This is a genomic window from Sporosarcina saromensis (genome assembly GCF_033253735.1).
Lineage (GTDB): Bacteria > Bacillota > Bacilli > Bacillales_A > Planococcaceae > Sporosarcina > Sporosarcina saromensis.
Genome location: NZ_JAUBDI010000011.1, coordinates 11,587 through 29,081 on the forward strand (window position 1 = coordinate 11,587; position 17,495 = coordinate 29,081).

15 protein-coding genes and 1 pseudogene are annotated in these 17,495 nt (G+C 48.8%); all 16 read right to left on the minus strand.

Features of this window, described 5'->3' with window-relative positions:
• Window positions 1-53: 53 nt before the first annotated feature.
• Window positions 54-3,311, minus strand: a complete 3,258-nt coding sequence (icmF, locus tag QT711_RS11930) for a fused isobutyryl-CoA mutase/GTPase IcmF (RefSeq protein WP_317944544.1) — start codon at window positions 3,309-3,311, stop codon at window positions 54-56.
• Window positions 3,312-3,346: 35 nt separating this feature from the next.
• Entirely contained in the window at window positions 3,347-3,973 is a 627-nt protein-coding gene (locus QT711_RS11935) for a TetR/AcrR family transcriptional regulator (RefSeq protein WP_317944546.1), read from the minus strand.
• Window positions 3,974-3,986: 13 nt separating this feature from the next.
• On the minus strand, window positions 3,987-5,126 hold the full coding sequence (locus tag QT711_RS11940) for an acyl-CoA dehydrogenase (RefSeq protein ID WP_317944548.1): 1,140 nt from the start codon (window positions 5,124-5,126) through the stop codon (window positions 3,987-3,989).
• 27 nt (window positions 5,127-5,153) lie between these two features.
• Window positions 5,154-6,290 carry an acyl-CoA dehydrogenase gene (locus tag QT711_RS11945; protein WP_317944549.1) on the minus strand — a complete coding sequence of 379 codons (1,137 nt, stop codon included), beginning with the start codon at window positions 6,288-6,290 and terminating at the stop codon, window positions 5,154-5,156.
• A 249-nt stretch (window positions 6,291-6,539) separates the two neighbouring features.
• The gene (locus QT711_RS11950) at window positions 6,540-7,391 is read right to left on the minus strand and encodes a 3-hydroxybutyryl-CoA dehydrogenase (protein WP_317944551.1); all 852 of its coding nucleotides are present in this window, start codon (window positions 7,389-7,391) and stop codon (window positions 6,540-6,542) included.
• A 27-nt stretch (window positions 7,392-7,418) separates the two neighbouring features.
• Window positions 7,419-8,606 carry an acetyl-CoA C-acetyltransferase gene (locus tag QT711_RS11955; protein ID WP_317944553.1) on the minus strand — a complete coding sequence of 396 codons (1,188 nt, stop codon included), beginning with the start codon at window positions 8,604-8,606 and terminating at the stop codon, window positions 7,419-7,421.
• Window positions 8,607-8,883: 277 nt separating this feature from the next.
• Window positions 8,884-11,034: a (Fe-S)-binding protein gene (locus QT711_RS11960; RefSeq protein ID WP_317944555.1), complete on the minus strand. Its 2,151-nt coding sequence runs from the start codon at window positions 11,032-11,034 to the stop codon at window positions 8,884-8,886.
• A gap of 1,305 nt (window positions 11,035-12,339) precedes the next feature.
• Window positions 12,340-13,161, minus strand: coding sequence for a hypothetical protein (locus QT711_RS11965; RefSeq protein WP_317944557.1), 822 nt, complete (start codon window positions 13,159-13,161; stop codon window positions 12,340-12,342).
• Window positions 13,158-13,724 (minus strand): ECF transporter S component, encoded by a 567-nt coding sequence (locus QT711_RS11970; RefSeq protein WP_317944559.1) that lies wholly within the window; start codon window positions 13,722-13,724, stop codon window positions 13,158-13,160. The genes QT711_RS11965 and QT711_RS11970 overlap by 4 nt, the downstream gene beginning before the upstream one ends.
• The gene (locus QT711_RS11975; protein ID WP_317944560.1) at window positions 13,645-14,226 is read right to left on the minus strand and encodes a cob(I)yrinic acid a,c-diamide adenosyltransferase; all 582 of its coding nucleotides are present in this window, start codon (window positions 14,224-14,226) and stop codon (window positions 13,645-13,647) included. The genes QT711_RS11970 and QT711_RS11975 overlap by 80 nt, the downstream gene beginning before the upstream one ends.
• Window positions 14,223-14,630 (minus strand): bifunctional adenosylcobinamide kinase/adenosylcobinamide-phosphate guanylyltransferase, encoded by a 408-nt coding sequence (locus QT711_RS11980; protein ID WP_317944561.1) that lies wholly within the window; start codon window positions 14,628-14,630, stop codon window positions 14,223-14,225. Before QT711_RS11980 ends, QT711_RS11975 begins: the two co-directional genes overlap by 4 nt.
• Window positions 14,546-14,839: pseudogene (locus tag QT711_RS19595) on the minus strand (histidine phosphatase family protein); the annotation flags it as partial. The gene QT711_RS11980 and the pseudogene QT711_RS19595, both read right to left, overlap by 85 nt.
• Window positions 14,809-15,183 carry a histidine phosphatase family protein gene (locus QT711_RS11985; protein ID WP_317944563.1) on the minus strand — a complete coding sequence of 125 codons (375 nt, stop codon included), beginning with the start codon at window positions 15,181-15,183 and terminating at the stop codon, window positions 14,809-14,811. The pseudogene QT711_RS19595 and the gene QT711_RS11985, both read right to left, overlap by 31 nt.
• Window positions 15,156-15,920 (minus strand): adenosylcobinamide-GDP ribazoletransferase, encoded by a 765-nt coding sequence (cobS, locus tag QT711_RS11990; RefSeq protein WP_317944565.1) that lies wholly within the window; start codon window positions 15,918-15,920, stop codon window positions 15,156-15,158. Before cobS ends, QT711_RS11985 begins: the two co-directional genes overlap by 28 nt.
• A complete protein-coding gene (locus tag QT711_RS11995) occupies window positions 15,917-16,744 on the minus strand; it encodes a cobyric acid synthase (protein WP_317944567.1) in 828 nt (275 codons plus the stop codon). The genes cobS and QT711_RS11995 overlap by 4 nt, the downstream gene beginning before the upstream one ends.
• Entirely contained in the window at window positions 16,741-17,328 is a 588-nt protein-coding gene (locus QT711_RS12000) for a bifunctional adenosylcobinamide kinase/adenosylcobinamide-phosphate guanylyltransferase (protein ID WP_317944569.1), read from the minus strand. Before QT711_RS12000 ends, QT711_RS11995 begins: the two co-directional genes overlap by 4 nt.
• Window positions 17,329-17,495 lie beyond the last annotated feature (167 nt).

Sequence of the window (17,495 nt, forward strand, 5' to 3'; positions counted from 1 at the left end):
GAGCAGGCATGAGAAAAACGCTCTCTTTCTAGACCAAGAGCGTTTCTCTGATTTTACATATTTCTTCGGTATTGGCCGCCCACTTCGTAAAGCGCATGAGTTATTTGGCCGAGACTTGCCACTTTAACTGTTTCCATCAACTCTGCAAAAATGTTACCGCCCGTAACCGCCACTTCTTGCAATTTCCGAAGGGCTTCCGCCGAAGCGTCGCTATGTTTGGATTGGAACGCGCGTAAATTCGTAATTTGCGTTTCTTTCTCTTCTTGTGTCGCACGTGCAATTTCCATATTGTCAATGTCTTCTTCTGAAGGCGGGTTCGGGTTCAAGTACGTGTTCACACCGATAATCGGCAGTTCACCCGAATGCTTCTTCATTTCATAATGCATTGATTCCTCTTGGATTTTGCCCCGTTGGTATTGCGTTTCCATCGAACCTAATACGCCGCCACGGTCATTTAATTTATCGAATTCCTGCAGGACGGATTCTTCGACGAGGTCCGTCAATTCTTCGATGATAAATGAACCTTGAATCGGATTTTCATTTTTCGATAAGCCGTGTTCTTTCGTAATGATCATCTGAATCGCCATTGCACGGCGTACGGACTCTTCCGTCGGTGTCGTAATCGCTTCGTCATAGGCATTCGTATGGAGCGAATTACAGTTGTCTTGCAACGCCATGAGTGCTTGCAACGTCGTGCGGATGTCATTGAAGTCGATTTCTTGCGCGTGCAAGCTGCGTCCGGACGTTTGGACGTGGTACTTCAACTTTTGACTCCGCTCGTTCGCACCGTATTTCTCCCGCATTGCAACCGCCCATATGCGGCGAGCAACACGTCCGATGACCGTATATTCCGGATCAAGACCATTGGAGAAGAAGAAGGACAGATTCGGTGCAAAGTCATCGATGTTCATCCCACGGCTCAAATAATATTCAACATACGTGAAGCCGTTTGCAAGCGTGAACGCGAGCTGTGAAATCGGATTGGCACCTGCTTCTGCAATATGGTACCCCGAAATTGAAACCGAATAATAGTTCCGCACTTTTTTGTCGATGAAATATTGCTGGATATCGCCCATCATCCGAAGCGCAAATTCCGTTGAGAAGATGCACGTATTTTGTCCTTGGTCTTCTTTAAGAATATCCGCTTGCACGGTACCACGAACAACTTGTAACGTTGCATCACGCACTTCGGTAAATTCTTCAACTGTGAGGACACGACCGAGTTCTTCCTCTTTCAACTTCACTTGCTGGTCAACAGCTGTGTTCATGAACATCGCCAAAATGATCGGTGCCGGTCCATTGATCGTCATCGAAACCGATGTCGACGGTGCGCATAAGTCAAAGCCGTCGTATAGCTTTTTCATATCGTCAAGTGTACAAATGCTGACGCCTGATTCTCCAACTTTCCCGTAAATATCCGGGCGTTCATCCGGGTCTTCCCCGTACAACGTCACGGAGTCAAACGCAGTCGATAACCGTTTTGCATCATCATCTTTTGATAAATAATGGAACCGACGATTCGTCCGTTCAGGCGTACCTTCCCCCGCAAATTGACGCTTTGGATCTTCCCCTACCCGCTTGAACGGGAAAACACCCGCCGTGTAAGGGAACGAACCTGGCACGTTTTCTTTATACACCCAACGTAAGATTTCGCCGTAATCCTTGAAATTCGGCAATGACACTTTCGGGATTTTCAAACCGGATAAACTTGTCGTCGTTAACAGCGTCCGAATTTCTTTGTCACGGATTTTCGTGACAAATTCATCGCCCGCATACGACTCTTTCAACGTAGCCCAGTTATTCAGAATCCGCTTCGATTCGGCAGACAATTCATCTCGCACACCATCGGCAAGTGATTGAAGCGACGCAACCAGTGCGTCGTCCATCCCTTTTTCCTGAACCGCTTCCATTGCACCTTCCAGTTGGAATAAACGACGGGCAAGTTCCACTTGTCGCGTCGATTTCTTATGGTAATCGCGGATTGTACTCGCGATTTCACGTAAGTAATGTGTCCGGTCATTTGGAATGATGACGTTCTGTTTTTGTGTTTTTACGAAATCCGTATAGGACGTTTCCCAGTCTAGCCCACATTTTTCATTCAACTTGGCAACGAGCGCAGCGAATAAGGAGTTCGTTCCTTTATCGTTGAATTGGCTCGCAATTGTCCCGTAGACAGGCATTTTATCTAAGTCTTGATCGAACAATAGATGGCTGCGCTGGTATTGTTTTTGTACTTGGCTTCGGGCATCTTCAGAGCCTTTGCGCTCAAATTTATTAATGACGATCAAGTCTGCAAAGTCGATCATATCGATTTTCTCAAGCTGTGTCGGTGCACCGAACTCGCTCGTCATGACGTACATGGATACATCGGACACTTCCGTAATTTCTGCATCCCCTTGCCCGATCCCGCTCGTTTCAACGATAATCAAGTCAAACCCAGCCGTTTTCACAACGTCTAGTACGTCTTTGATCGCACCCGACAGTTCGGACCGTGATCCTCTTGTTGCAAGACTGCGCATGAACACACGCTCGTTAAAAATGGCGTTCATCCGGATCCGGTCACCAAGTAACGCTCCGCCCGTCTTTTGCTTCGTCGGATCAATGGATAGTATCGCGACTTTTTTGTCAGGCAGCTCCCGGAGGAAACGGCGGATTAATTCATCCGTAAGAGAACTTTTCCCTGCGCCACCCGTGCCGGTAATTCCGAGAACGGGTGTGTCTTTGGTCATCTTTCTTGCTTGCTCAATGAGCGCCTTCGCTTGTGGATCGTCTTCGTTATGCTTTTCTTCTGCATAGGTGATCAAGTTGGCAAGCACTTCCGGACATTCGGTGCTCACCTTCTCCAAGTTTGCCATTTCATCTTCCGCTTCTGTGAGGTAATCACATTCCTCTACCATGCGGTTGATCATCCCTTGAAGCCCTAGTTTACGTCCGTCTTCCGGTGAGAAAATCCAGGCGATTCCGTAATCATGCAGTTCTTTAATTTCCTTCGGTAAGATGACACCGCCACCACCGCCATAAATGCGAATGTGCGGAGCCCCTCTTTCTTGTAGCAAGTCGTACATGTATTTGAAGTATTCGACGTGTCCGCCTTGGTAGGAAGAAATCGCAATCCCTTGGACGTCTTCTTGGATCGCCGCATTGACGACTTCCTCAACGGAGCGGTTATGCCCTAAGTGAATCACTTCTGCGCCGGTCGATTGTAAAATACGGCGCATGATGTTAATGGACGCATCGTGTCCGTCGAACAAGCTGGATGCTGTGACGAATCGAACGTGATGCTTCGGTTTATAAATTTCAATTGTAGCCATTTATCACTCACCCCTTCTGTTTAAAGAACGACAACTTACGAACTTTTCACAATCCCATTCAATAACTGGTCCGTTTGAAGCGTGATGAACGCATCGATCGAGTACTGACTTTGAATCGCCCATCTTCTAAACGCCCACATTTGCCCTTGGATGACGACATGGTGCGCCGCGATGTCGACCGCCTCTTCCGTAATGCGCAGTTCCCCTGACTTCACGCATGCATGGATGAGCCGTTTAAAGAGCGACACCATTTCCATCTCTTTTTTCAGCACATATTGCAAGGCGTCTTTTGGCAATGACTTCGACTCTTGGTACATGACGACAAATTCGTCGGACATGTCGTCGATCAGATGGAAATACGTGTCGATCGCACTTCGTAATCCTTCGACATTGCCTTCTTGGTCCATCGACGTCGATAAGCGGCTTTGCACTTCATTGTAAATACTGTCACAAACAAGATAGAGAACATCCTCTTTCGTCCGGATATATTCATAGAGTGTGCCAATGCTGAATCCTGCCGCTTTCGCAATTTCTCTCGTCGTTGCACGGTGAAACCCTTTTTCCTTAAAGAGCTTCACCGCACCATCGATAATTTGTTCACGTCTTTTTTCAATTAAGTTCTCATCTTTGACGGATGATTGGACTTCGCGTTTGAACTGCATGTTGCACCCCCGATTATTTTGTTAGCATACGGGAGATGACGAGTCGTTGGATTTCTTGTGTGCCTTCATAGATTTGCGTAATTTTCGCATCGCGCATGAAACGTTCGACCGGATAATCTTTCGTGTAGCCGTAGCCGCCATACACTTGCACGGCCTCTGTCGTCACATTCATCGCCGTATCACCGGCCATCAATTTCGCCATTGCGGACGCTTTTCCATACGGTAAGTTGTTCGACTCGAGCCAAGCCGCTTGGTACGTCAACAGACGAGAAGCTTCCGTCGCTGTTGCCATGTCCGCAAGCTTAAAACCGACGCCTTGATTGGCCGCAATCGGTTTGCCGAATTGCACACGCTCTTTCGCATAGTCCGTCGCCGCGTCGAGTGCACCTTGCGCAATTCCAACAGCTTGTGCTGCGATGCCATTACGTCCACCATCCAACGTTTTCATTGCGATAATGAAACCTTCGCCTTCTGCCCCTAACAGATTTTCTTTCGGAACACGGCAATTGTCAAACATGATTTCCGTTGTCGGTGAAGAACGGATGCCGAGTTTCTTTTCTTTTTTACCGACCGAGAATCCTGGGAAATCCTTTTCGACGATGAACGCACTCGTTCCTTTATGCTTGGAATCCGGGTCTGTGACTGCGAACACGATGTAAATGTCTGCAATTCCGCCGTTTGTAATGAAAATCTTGGAACCGTTCAGTACATAGGCATCACCGTCGAGTTTTGCTGTTGTCCGCATACCACCCGCATCAGACCCTGAACCTGGTTCCGTCAAACCGTAAGCACCGATTTTCGTTCCTTCCGCCATTGGACGGAGGTATTTCTGCTTCTGTTCTTCCGTCCCATATTTAAATACCGGCCATCCGGCGAGGGACGTATGTGCGGATAACGTAACCCCCGTCGATGCGCAAACCCGTGACAATTCTTCGACTGCAATGACATACGCCAAATAATCGCTACCGATTCCGCCATACTCTTCCGGCCAAGGAATACCTGTCAACCCAAGCTCCGCCATCTTCTCGAAAATCTTCCTATCAAAACGTTCCTCTTCATCCCGTTCAGCCGCGGTAGGCGCGACTTCTTTTACCGCAAAATCGCGCACCATTTTACGAATCATTTCATGTTCTTCAGAAAGGTTAAAATTCATGTCATTTCCTCCTTGGGGTATGTAGACTTATTGCATCAACTGTTTGCTAATGACGATGCGTTGGATTTCACTTGTACCTTCGTAAATTTGTGTCACTTTCGCGTCTCGGAAATAGCGTTCTACCGGATAGTCTTCCGTATAGCCATATCCTCCGAATACTTGGACAGCTTCAATCGCGTTATCCATCGCCGCTTGGGACGCAAACAGTTTTGCCATTGAAGCTTCTTTGCCACACGGTTTCCCTTCTGCTCGAAGTTGTGCCGCCCGGTAAACAAGCAATTTGGCCGCCTCTGTCGCAGTTGCCATATCGGCTAATTTGAAGCCGACACCTTGGTTGACTGCAATCGGTTTACCAAATTGGACGCGCTCTTTTGCATACTCGGTCGCCGCTTCCAGTGCGGCTTCCGCAATGCCGAGTGATTGGGCTGCAATTCCGATGCGGCCGACGTCCAGATTCGCCATCGCAATTTTAAACCCTTCGCCTTCTTCACCGAGGCGGTTGTCCGCGGGCACTTTCATGTCTTCGAACGTCAACTGCACCGTTCGCGATCCGTGAAGACCCATCTTTTCCTCATCTTTTCCAATAATGAGTCCAGGTGTGTCTTTATCGACGATGAACGCTGTAATGCCGTATGTGCCTTGCGAAGGGTCGGTCGATGCGAAGACGATGTACACGTCTGCTTCCCCACCGTTTGTAATGAACATTTTGGAGCCGTTGAGGACATAATGATCGCCTTTGTTGACCGCTTTTGTTTTTAATGACCCTGCATCAGAACCTGAGGATGCTTCGGTCAGGCAGAAGGCGCCGATGTACTCGCCGGTCGCCATTTTCGGAAGGTATTTGGCTTTCTGCTCTTCATTCCCAAAATACATAATTGGATTCGTGCCGACGGAAGTGTGGACAGAAAGGATGACCCCCATAACTGCGCTCACTTTCGACAGCTCGTGAATGGCGATGATATACGACGTGAAATCCATGTCGGAGCCACCGTATTTTTCGGGGACGGTAATCCCCATTAACCCGAGTTCCCCCATCTTCTTTAAGATGTCACGTGGAAATTCTCCGGCTTCCATCCGTGGAATGAATGGCTCAATTTCCGCCTTGGCGAAATCCTTTACCATCGTGCGCATCATCTGTTGTTCTTCGGTGAACTGTAAATCCATATGATTAACCCCTTTGCTTGATGTGGTGACCTTCTAAACTGTAAATCCCTCCTGATTCCCCACTGAGGAAATTTCTAGCTAAAACTATGTGTAGCGTGAAGTGGCGTAGTTATCGATCATGTAGATGTTGTTATCGATTGGATAAACGTTTTTATCATTCGGATAGGCGAAGTTATCAATCGGATAAACAGAGTTATCGATCAGATAGCGAAAGTTATCGCCATTTCATGACCTTCTACCTACCATAAATCAATTGTATGTGTAAAAACCGCGTCCGGACTTTTTGCCAAGCCATCCTGCATTGACGTACTTCCGAAGCAACGGGCATGGGCGGTATTTCGAATCGCCAAATCCTTCGTGCAACGTTTCCATAATGTAGAGACACGTGTCGAGTCCGATGAAATCTGCAAGTTGCAACGGCCCCATCGGATGGTTCATGCCAAGTTTCATCACTTCGTCGATTGCTTCTTTCGTTGCGACGCCTTCGTACAAGGTGTATACCGCTTCATTGATCATCGGCATGAGTACGCGATTTGCGACGAATCCTGGATAGTCGTTCACTTCGACTGGTGTTTTTGAAAGTTTGTGCGTCATCGCTTCGACTGCCTCATACACTTCGTCTGATGTTGCAAGCCCTCGGATAATTTCAACGAGCTTCATGACCGGCACCGGATTCATGTAGTGCATGCCGATGACTTGTTCCGGACGTTTTGTGGCGGCTGCAATTTCCGTAATTGGCAAAGACGAGGTGTTCGTCGCAAGGATTGCATGCTTCGGCGCGATGCCGTCCAGTTTTGCAAAGAGTGATTTTTTCACGTCCATGTTTTCGACGGCCGCTTCAATGATAATGTCAACGTCCGCTGCGTCTGCTAAATCGAGTGACTTCGTAATTCTGTTGAGCACTGCTGTTTTGTCATCTTCCGTCATCCGTCCTTTGTCGACGTTGCGCGCAAGGTTTTTCGTAATGACGGCAAGCCCTTTTGCATAAGATTCCTCTTTAATGTCATTCAGTTTTACGTCAAATCCAGCTTGCGCACACACTTGCGCAATGCCGCCACCCATTTGCCCTGCACCAATGACCATTACTTTTTGTATATTCATGAGACCATTCCCTCCGTCTTCTTTTCTTTATTTCACTTCAATCATGACCGCGTCGCCTTGGCCACCACCTGAACAGATTGAAGCGATTCCGATTCCGCCGCCGCGACGTTTCAGTTCATAAGCAAGTGTCAAAATGATGCGTGCACCACTTGCACCAATCGGGTGACCAAGTGCAATTGCACCACCGTTGACGTTCACTTTCTCTGGATCCAGCCCTGCAATTTGCGAACTTGCGAGTGCAACTGCTGCGAACGCTTCGTTTATTTCAAACAGATCGATGTCTTCTAACGACTTCCCTGTCTTTTTCAGCAATTCCGTAATGACGAGTCCTGGCGTTTGCGGGAAGTTTTCCGGCTCGACTGCGACTTCGGCATGACCGATAATCGTTGCTAATGGTGTCTTTCCTTCTTTGGCGGCCCGCTCTTCATTCATTAGCACCAATGCACATGCCCCGTCATTGACCCCTGACGCATTGCCTGCTGTAATGGTGCCGTCTTTTCCGAATGCCGGCCGCAATTTTGCGAGTGATTCGAGCGATGTATCCCGTCGAGGGGCTTCGTCCGTTTCTATGATGAGCGCGTCCCCTTTCCGTTGGGGGATCTCGACTGTGATGATTTCGTCTTTGAATTTCCCTTCATCCATTGCAGCGAGTGCCCGTTCATGGCTGCGCAATGCCCATTCGTCTTGTTGTTCACGTGTTAATGAAAATTCGTCCGCTGTTGCGTTGCCGTACGTTCCCATATGGACACGGTCAGGTGAAAACGAACAAGAAAGGCCGTCATAGATCATGCCGTCCACTAATTGTGTATCGCCCATCTTCAATCCAAAGCGACCTTTCGGCAAATAGTACGGTGCATTCGACATGGATTCCATGCCCCCCGCAACGATCACTTCTTCGTCACCAAGCCGGATGAGCTGGTCAGCGAGTGTGACGGAACGCATGCCCGACGCACATACTTTGTTAACCGTTTCCGTTTTCACTGACCAAGGAAGCCCTGCTTTTGTCGCCGCTTGCCTGGACGGAATTTGCCCCTGTCCTGCTTGAAGAACCGTTCCGACAATGACTTCGTCCACTTCATTCGCATCCACACCTGCTCGTTGAAGCGCTTCTTTTATGGCAATGCCCCCAAGATCACTTGCCGATTTAGTCGATAAAACCCCTCCAAGTTTGCCAAACGGCGTACGTGCTCCGTCCACTATGACTGTTCGATTCATGCTAATTCCTCCCATTCTTCAAGATAACGTTTACATTTATGTGCTCACCAAGCGACTGAACGCTCGCTCGGCAACACATTGAAAGAAAAGGGAGTGCTCTGACTCCCTGGAAAGTGGAGACAAAGCCGGGTTAAGACTTTGTCTATGCTCTTATTGATGAAATTTGTCATGTATAGAAAATACTCGTTCACAAGAAACTCGTAATCTTGTAAACTCCTTAATTTTCTTAATTATATCGCTGTTCAGCGAATCACGCAATGAAAGGTGATTGTTTCTGTTATTTCGATGCTGCTTCTTCGGCCTCTTCCACTGGTGCTTGGCGCTCTTCACCGAAGATGGAACGTTCTAACAGTTCGGCGATATCATACGTGCCGACTTTCTCTTCCACTTCAATCGCTTTTGTACCGTCAGAAAGCATTGTTAAGCAGTACGGACAACCGGATGAAATGATGCCCGGGCTTACTTCCATCGCTTGTTCGGTACGTGCAACGTTGACGCGATGGCCTGTGTCTTCTTCCATCCACATGAGCCCGCCACCTGCTCCGCAACACATGCCGTCTTGGCGATTCCGTTTCATCTCGACAAGATTGACGCCTGGAATGGCTTTCAGAATTTCCCTTGGTGCATCGTAGACGTCATTGTATCGGCCCAAATAGCACGAATCGTGGAACGTGATCGTTTCATTAATTTCATGGACTGGTTTCAATTTCCCTTGCGATACAAGGTCAAACAACATTTCGGTATGATGCAGAACTTCCGCTTTGAAGCCGAAATCCGGGTATTCATTTTTGAAAATGTTGTACGCATGCGGGTCGATCGTGACAATCTTTGTAACCCCTGCTTTTTCAAATTCCGCAATATTCGCCGTCGCAAGTTCTTGGAAAAGGAATTCGTTCCCTAAACGACGTGGCGTGTCTCCGGAGTTCTTTTCTTTATTGCCAAGAATCGCGAACTTGATGCCCGCTTCATTCATAAGTCGTGCGAATGAAAGAGCGATTTTTTGTGATCGGTTATCGAACGCTCCCATGGAACCGACCCAGAATAGGTACTCGAACGCTTCGTCTGCTTTCTTCAATTCCTTCACTGTCGGAATGTGCAGTTCCGGACTAGCGTCACGCCAGTTTTCCTTCTCTTTTCGGTTCAGCCCCCACGGATTTCCTTGACGCTCGATGTTCGTCATTGCACGTTGCGCATCCGCATCCATTTTGCCTTCTGTCATAACGAGGTAGCGGCGTAGGTCGATGATTTTATCGACGTGTTCATTCATAACCGGGCACTGATCTTCACAGTTTCGGCACGTCGTACACGCCCAAATTTCCTCTTCGGTAATGACATCGCCGATAAGGGATGGATTGTAGATATCATCCATCGTCGCCCCTTCAAGTCCAGCGGCCAGTGCAATTTGGTTCCCTTTCGTGTTCTTGAAGGCAAACGTTGGTACCCATGGCTGTTTCTTCGTCACAAGAGCACCCGTATTCGTCAAGTTATCACGAAGTTTTGTAATTAAGTCCATCGGTGACAGCATTTTACCTGTCCCGGTTGCTGGACACATATTTGTGCAACGACCACACTCCACGCACGCATAGAAGTCAATCATTTGCTTTTGCGTGAAATCCGTAATTTTGCCGACACCGAGTGCTGGCATTTCATCTTCATCTTCGACTTCCTCTAATGCTTCAAAGTCGATCGGTGAAAGTTTCCCTCTGCGATCAAAGCGCATCATGTACGTATTGATCGGCCCAGCGATTAAGTGCGCATGTTTTGATTGCGGCACGTAGACGAGGAACGTTAGTAACGTAAGTAAATGCACCCACCATGCAATGAAGAAGACGACTGCCGCAGCGGTTGGCGACATGAAGCTGAAAACGCTTGCAATTGCAGACGCCATTGGCTCCGTCCAAGTCGTTTCATGCCCATGCCAGATCATGTTCATCCCATTCGATACAAGGGTTGACACCATGAGTAAACCGATGAAAATCAACACAAGCCCCGATTTCCATCCTCGTTTCAAGCGGACCAGTTTTTCGACGTATCGACGATGGAACGCCCATACGACGGCAACGAGAATCATGAAAACGACGATTTCCTGGAAGAATGTGAACGCACCATAGATTGGCCCTAATGGTAAATGCGACTCCGGCTTCAATCCTTTCCAGATGAGATCAATTGCCCCAAGTTGGACGAGCAAGAAGCCATAGAAGAACATAACGTGAATGATTCCACTTTTCTTATCCTTCAATAACTTTTTCTGCCCAAACACATTCACCCAAACTTCTTGTAAGCGGCGCGAAACATTGTTATCAAACTCTTCTTTTCTCCCCAATTTCACAAACTCTACACGCGTCCTAATTAAATACGTGAATAATGCCAATCCATACGCCACGACAGCTAAGAACAACACCCAGTTGGCGACTAATAATGCATTCATTGTCATTTCGCTCCTTCCCTAATTGCTACGATTATGAATAGTGTAGTAGATTTTAAATACTATGTCGATGTTCTACTTCCTAGTCTATGATATGAATGAGCATTCAGTCAACGGATTTTTTTATTTTGCTATACTTTTTGGACGGTTTTGCGATTTGCTGTTATATGCGGGGATTTGCTGTTATATGCGGCGATTTGCGGAGTTATGCGGCGTTTCGGAGAAGTATGAGTTGTTTGGGGCAAGTTTGCCGCGTTTGGCGGGATTATGCGGAGTTCCGGAGAGTTATGCTGCGATTCGCCGGATTCTAGGTAGTTTTCTTGAGACCGCGGGGAGTTTTTGTTGGTGGAGTTGTTGTCGCGCTGAATGCCTTTGACAAACTAACGGGTTTTATTTGCGGGGATGGATATGCGGCGATTGGTGGAGTTATGCGGCGTTTCGGAGAAGTATGAGTTGTTTTGAGCAAGTTTGCCGCGTTTGGCGGGATTATGCGGAGATTCAGAGAGTTATGCCGCGATTCGCCGGATTCTAGGTAGTTTTCTTGAGACCGCGGGGAGTTTTTGTTGGTGGAGTTGTTGTCGCGCTGAATGCTTTTGACAAACTAACGGGTTTTATTTGCGGGGATGGATATGCGGCGATTTGCGGAGTTATGCGGCGTTTCGGAGAAGTATGAGTTGTTTTGAGCAAGTTTGCCGCGTTTGGCGGGATTATGCGGAGTTCCAGAGAGTTATGCCGCGATTCGCCGGATTCTAGGTAGTTTTCTTGGGATCGCGAGGAGTTTTTGTTGGTGGAGCTGTTGTCGCGCTGCATGCTTTTGACAAACTAATGGGTTGCATTTGCGGGGATGGATATGCGGCGATTTGTGGAGTTATGCGGCGTTTTGGGCAAGTTTGCCGCGTTTCGGAGAAGTATGAGTTGTTTGGGACAAGTATGCCGCGTTTGGCGGTTTTATGCGGAGTTCCAGAGAGTTATGCCGCGATTCGCCGGATTCTAGGTAGTTTTCTTGGGATCGCGGGGAGTTTTTGTTGGTGGAGTTGCTGTCGCGCTGCATGCTTTTGACAAACAAAAGGTTTTATTTGCGGGCTGGATATGCGGCGATTGGTGGAGTTATGCGGAGTTTTAGGCAAGTTTGCGGCGTTTTGGGCAAGTTTGCCGCGTTTGGCGGGTTTATGCGGCGTTCCAGAGAGATTTGCCGCGATTCGCCGGATTCAAGGTAGTTTTCTTGGACCGCGGGGACTTTTTGTTGGTGGAGTTGCTGTCGCACTGAATGCTTCTGAAAAAGAAACGCGCACAATGTTGGGCGCGTTGTTAGCGTATGTGGAGTTTGTGGAGTGCGCCGTTGAAATGCTGTTGGGCTTGGTTGCGTTTTGTGCGCGGTACACCAACGATAACTGTTGTGGATGGGCCGGCGGAAGTATGGAGATCCAATGTGGATTGAAGTTCTATGGCTGGATCATTTGTTAGCTTCCTGAATTCCTTGAGAATGCCTGACGAGCCGACAGGCCACATTCGTTGGACGAATCCACGATGCATTGCTTCTTTGATGATGCGTAGCGAAGCGATTTCAGATTGGTTTTCGAGGACGGCCGCTCCGACAAGCGGTTTGCCGTAGGCGTACCATTCCAATTGTGAATCGTGATGATAATTGAATTTCTGTCTATCTAGGATTTCTTGATCTCTACATTGTTGATCTTTACATTCTTGATCTTTTAGGTCAATCGCATTCTCTGTTATTGTTCGCTGATGATTCTGTTCTGCAACCTCTTCGCTCACTTTTTCAGCTTCAGCTTTTCGTTTGCCGATAATGGTCACCGCCATGGCGGATTGTAGCAATTCCATATTCGTTTCCGTACTGCCGCTAATTGTCGGAACCGGACAATTTGCATCTGTGAACAGTTGTGTAACGCCATTGACGTAGGCTTTCCAGCTAGCAGGGCCACTGAAATTGTGGAGAAGCACAGCTAGCGGTTCTGCGTTGGCCGCCCATTGCTCCAGTAACGCGACACGTGTGGCGAAGTAGGCGGTCACTTCGTCGGGCACATTTACAACGTCTTCCGCTTTTTCGCCGATGCCGCCTGAATTGTCGGTCGTAACGATTAGACCATCGACTAGGTGAAGGGCGTTTCTCATTTCGACAACCTCAATCGGCCTTTTGCCACTTTCGCGAGGGCTGGCTGGACCGTAATGACGACGGCTGCATTCAGCACTGTCGCTAGCAAGATCGATGGCAACGCCGCTACAAAGAAGGCAGGAGACACGATGAAATAAAACGGAATGAGTGCTAGCACACCGTTCGCCACGATGAAGAACACCCATTTCCAAACGTGGCGCCCTGCTCTGTGCATGCGGGAAAATACATAAAGGATGATGAACATTTCAATCGCGATGACCACATGCAGAGGGCCTAGTGGGAAGCCCGCATACATGGCGGAGGCGATATGCCCGGTCATGGAGGCGAATCCGACGAACACGGGCGGCAAGAAAGATGCCGCCAGTAACGCAGGCACTGTGTCAAGCGCGAGTGAGCCGATGCCGGACGGGATTTTTATGTAGCCGCCGATGACGCAGAGGGCGGCGAATAGTGCGGTGAGTGTCAGTTTTCTAAGGTGCATGTCAGTCCTCTTTCTTTTTGTCCGTTCGGAAGACTTTGGCGCTACGGACATATTCGTTGTCTGGTACACCGAGGCGTGCATTGACGATACGTGCTGCGACGAAGAAGTAGTCGGAAAGACGGTTCAAATATTTTTGAACCGTGGCCGGGACATCTTCTTCCGCTTTCATAAGTGTGACTGTCAGGCGTTCCGCGCGACGTGTGATCGTTCGAGCGATATGCAACGTTGCGGAAGCCGGTGATCCGCCAGGTAAGATAAATTTTTCAAGTGGTGGCGCTTCTTCCATTAGGGCATCAATCCGCTTTTCAAGCACTTCAATCGGTTCGTCGGATAGTTTGTAGTGGCGCTCTTTCATGACGTTCGCCAAGTCACCGCCACCATCAAACAGTTCGTTTTGGATCGCTTCTAAGTCTTCAAGTAGGTCTGCAAATTTCTCGGCATCAAGTTCTGTCATCGCTTTCCCGACGAATGAATTCAGTTCGTCCATCGTGCCATACGCTTCGACGCGCAAACTGTCTTTATCGACGCGACCTCCGATTAAACTCGTTTTCCCTTTGTCACCTGTACGTGTGTAAATTTTCATATGCGTTCTCCCCTTTTCTTGATTGTTTGTGGTATGCCGTACCAAATTCTCGTTACTTCATCTGCACGGGCGAATAATTGCTGGTACAGCCGTCCGCACGTATCGCGCAATGCCCGTTGTTTCGCGTCCATCGGCACGATGCCTCGCCCGAAATCGGTGAGGATAAACAGCGTATTGCGTCCTTCAACAGCCGATAAAATGTGGTCAATCGCTTGTGCTTCTGGCAAATCCGTCTGTGCAAGCCACTGCTCAATCTTTTCAATTACAACAATGCCTGTTGGGTGCCAGTCCCCGAAACAATTCTCTGTATTCGAACAATTCACCCATTGGTGTGCTGTGTTGGCGAGCTGTTGCTGGACGTAGGTGCGTTTGCCGTTGTGGGCACCTCCGATAATGATGTGCATCGTCCGCCCTCCTTCATCGATGTTTCGTTTACCCACTCAAATTTCCACAGGGAGCCGTGCGGGATATGCCAAGACCAGAAATCGGCTGGTTCAGGTGAAAATCGATTGAGTGCAATACGGATTGGTCCGCCGTGGGTGACGACGAGAGAGTCGTTTGGCAAATCGTTTAACGCAGCCATCAACCGCTTTCCAACGTCCTCAAGCCCCTCTCCGCCTCTTGGTGCATGTTGAACCGGATTATCAAGCCAATTTCGGTAGTCCTTATCTTGTTCAAGGTCGGGGCATACGTTTTTCCTTCAAAATCGCCAAAATGACATTCACGAAAACGGCGATCTTCGTGGAAAATGGCATGCGGCAAGAAGAGGTTCGCGCTTTGTCGCGCTCTTCGCAAGTCGCTCCCGTAGACGATGTTCTGCTGCATACCTGACAGTCGAAATGTTTCTGGTTCAGCAATCGGTTCAATCGGTTCGTCTGTCCAACCGATATACTTTTTTGCTCGGTTTCCCGCTGTCGGCAAATGACGTATCAAATACAAAGTATGAGGACGAGCCATAACAACGCCTCCGTTCCTTCAATGAATGCACCGCATAAATCTCCCGTCACCCCACCGAATTGCTTGTAGGTCCAGTGTTGATAGATCACCATTGTACCAGCCAACACGACGGCGAATGCTACCGGGATGACAAGTGACTGAACCGCGATGCCAAGCGCTATGAGTGAAAGAAGTGCCATACTCCCTGACGTCGAAATGACCGTGCTTGTCGCTAATTTCTTCTTGAAGAAATGGGCAATTCCTTTTTCCTTTGCAAGGCGTGTCGTTGTAAAGTACACATTCATGCCGGCACGCGAGAGAAGCGGGATGGCTATGCTAACTGCCAGCAAATGTGGTGAGCGGAGCAGCAATTCGTGCACCAATGCCACTTTCCCGACGATGAGCAGAATGAGCGCCATTGTCCCGAACGCGCCGATACGCGGATCGTCCATAATTTCCATGCGCCGCCCCTTGTCGCGATACGAAAAAAACGCATCGCTCGCGTCCGCGAAACCGTCCATATGCAGGCCCCCTGTCAGCGCAATACCGACTAAAACAATTAGGAACGAGGCGAGCAGCGGACTGATGCCGATGCCTTCCGTGAGCAGTATGGCTGTGCCGTATAGGTTAAGCCCGATGACCGCGCCGATGAGCGGGAGTGCGCTGTACATGCGGGTGACGTCTTGCTTTTCCATCGGCAAGTTTTTCCGGATCGGAATGGCTGTGAAAAATTGTAGCGCCAGTAGAAATCCTGTCATTTCGGCCCACCTATGAGCGATTGGATGAACGGCCAATCGACGTGCGCTTTGACGTGCGCGGCCCATGCGTCATACACATCAATGCCAGCTGGGGCTTTTGCCGTTTCGCGATCGACGTCCTCCTCTTCGATGCCATGGTTCATCATATGCGGGAGCACCCCGACGACGCGAATGCCGGTGTGCTGTTCGAGGAACGTTACGCCCTCTCGGAATAGACCGACGTCTCCGTGGAATTTATTGATGAGAATGCCTTGAACGCGTGCGCGGTGTACCGGTTCCAATAAGGCAAGTGTTCCGACGATGGATGCAATGGCACCCCCACGATCGATGTCAGCGACGAGTAGCACGGGTACATCCGCTATGTCCGCGACGCGCATGTTGACGATTTCACGGTCATTCAAATTCACTTCCGCCGGACTGCCCGCCCCTTCGATAACAAGGACGTCAAACCGGTCAGCGAGCGTTTGTAGAGAGGACTTGATTGTTTTGATAGCTCGGTTGAAAAAACGCTCGCGATACGTCATACCATCGACCGTTTCAAAAAGTTCCCCGAGGAAACGGACTTCGGATTGCATGTTCCCGAGCGGCTTCAGCAAAATCGGGTTCATCTCAACAATCGGTTGCGTCCTCGCCGCCTCCGCCTGCAAAAATTGTGCGCGGCTCATCTCTTTGCCGTCTTTCGTTTTTTCGGAGAATCGCGACATGTTCTGCGATTTGAATGGGGCTACCCGCATGCCTTCATCGGCAAACAGCCTGCATAATGCGGTGCAGATCATCGTCTTACCGACATCTGAAGCCGTTCCCATTACCATAATGCCTTTCATCGGGTCGTCACCTGCCCTTCTTTTTTCCAGTAAAACGGCAAGCCATAGTCCATTTCAATCGCATCGTCTGCCATGTGGACGAGTTGCTGGTGTAGCAAGCCGATCCACTTGCTGTATTGTTGTGTTTCTGTAAACGGAGATGGGAGTTCGTCAAGCACTTCGTTTGAAACGATGGTGAAGTGTGCTGCTCGTTCTCTTATTTGCTGGACTGTCTCAAGTAGTTGTTTGGCTTTTTTCTCCATGCAACCTGGTACTTGGATACAAAACGTATTTGCTCGTTCTTCGTACATTTCGTTCGCAAGCCACGTTGTTAAACAGTCCCATAAGACAAAGTCGTTCGGTTGAATGAATGGAAGCACGTTTTCCAGGGAGACGGGCTGTTCAATTGTGGTCCATTGTTGGTCCGCTCGATCGTGTTGATGTTGCTCAATACGTGCTTGCATTTCCTTGTCAACAGCTCGTCCTGAAGCTATGTAGACGAGCCGTCCCCCTGCAACACACGCGCTTGCAACGAGCTGTCTCTCCGCAAACGCGCTTTTTCCACTCCGCACGCCACCGCTGATGAATGTCAACTGCCCATGCACTCAATCCCCTCCGTTTCTATGTATGGCGTATTTTTATATGTATTTGTAAATCCTAGCCTCGCTTACTAGTAGTGCATCTTTTATTCAGTAGTAAAACGCCGCATACTTCGTGAGATTGCGGCATAACTTTCGCAAACTCCGCATATCGGCATGAAACTCCTCATAAC

Bases quoted from the DNA above. Each gene is read 5' to 3' on its own strand.
- QT711_RS11940 (WP_317944548.1), bottom strand. From the start codon at position 5,126: ATGAATTTTAACCTTTCTGAAGAACATGAAATGATTCGTAAAATGGTG.
- QT711_RS11945 (WP_317944549.1), bottom strand. From the start codon at position 6,290: ATGGATTTACAGTTCACCGAAGAACAACAGATGATGCGCACGATGGTA.
- QT711_RS11935 (WP_317944546.1), bottom strand. From the start codon at position 3,973: ATGCAGTTCAAACGCGAAGTCCAATCATCCGTCAAAGATGAGAACTTA.
- QT711_RS11960 (WP_317944555.1), bottom strand. From the start codon at position 11,034: ATGAATGCATTATTAGTCGCCAACTGGGTGTTGTTCTTAGCTGTCGTG.
- icmF (WP_317944544.1), bottom strand. From the start codon at position 3,311: ATGGCTACAATTGAAATTTATAAACCGAAGCATCACGTTCGATTCGTC.
- cobS (WP_317944565.1), bottom strand. From the start codon at position 15,920: ATGACAGGATTTCTACTGGCGCTACAATTTTTCACAGCCATTCCGATC.
- QT711_RS11985 (WP_317944563.1), bottom strand. From the start codon at position 15,183: ATGGCTCGTCCTCATACTTTGTATTTGATACGTCATTTGCCGACAGCG.
- QT711_RS11970 (WP_317944559.1), bottom strand. From the start codon at position 13,724: ATGCACGCCTCGGTGTACCAGACAACGAATATGTCCGTAGCGCCAAAG.
- QT711_RS11975 (WP_317944560.1), bottom strand. From the start codon at position 14,226: ATGAAAATTTACACACGTACAGGTGACAAAGGGAAAACGAGTTTAATC.
- QT711_RS11955 (WP_317944553.1), bottom strand. From the start codon at position 8,606: ATGAATCGAACAGTCATAGTGGACGGAGCACGTACGCCGTTTGGCAAA.
- QT711_RS11995 (WP_317944567.1), bottom strand. From the start codon at position 16,744: ATGAAAGGCATTATGGTAATGGGAACGGCTTCAGATGTCGGTAAGACG.
- QT711_RS11980 (WP_317944561.1), bottom strand. From the start codon at position 14,630: ATGCACATCATTATCGGAGGTGCCCACAACGGCAAACGCACCTACGTC.
- QT711_RS11950 (WP_317944551.1), bottom strand. From the start codon at position 7,391: ATGAATATACAAAAAGTAATGGTCATTGGTGCAGGGCAAATGGGTGGC.
- QT711_RS11965 (WP_317944557.1), bottom strand. From the start codon at position 13,161: ATGAGAAACGCCCTTCACCTAGTCGATGGTCTAATCGTTACGACCGAC.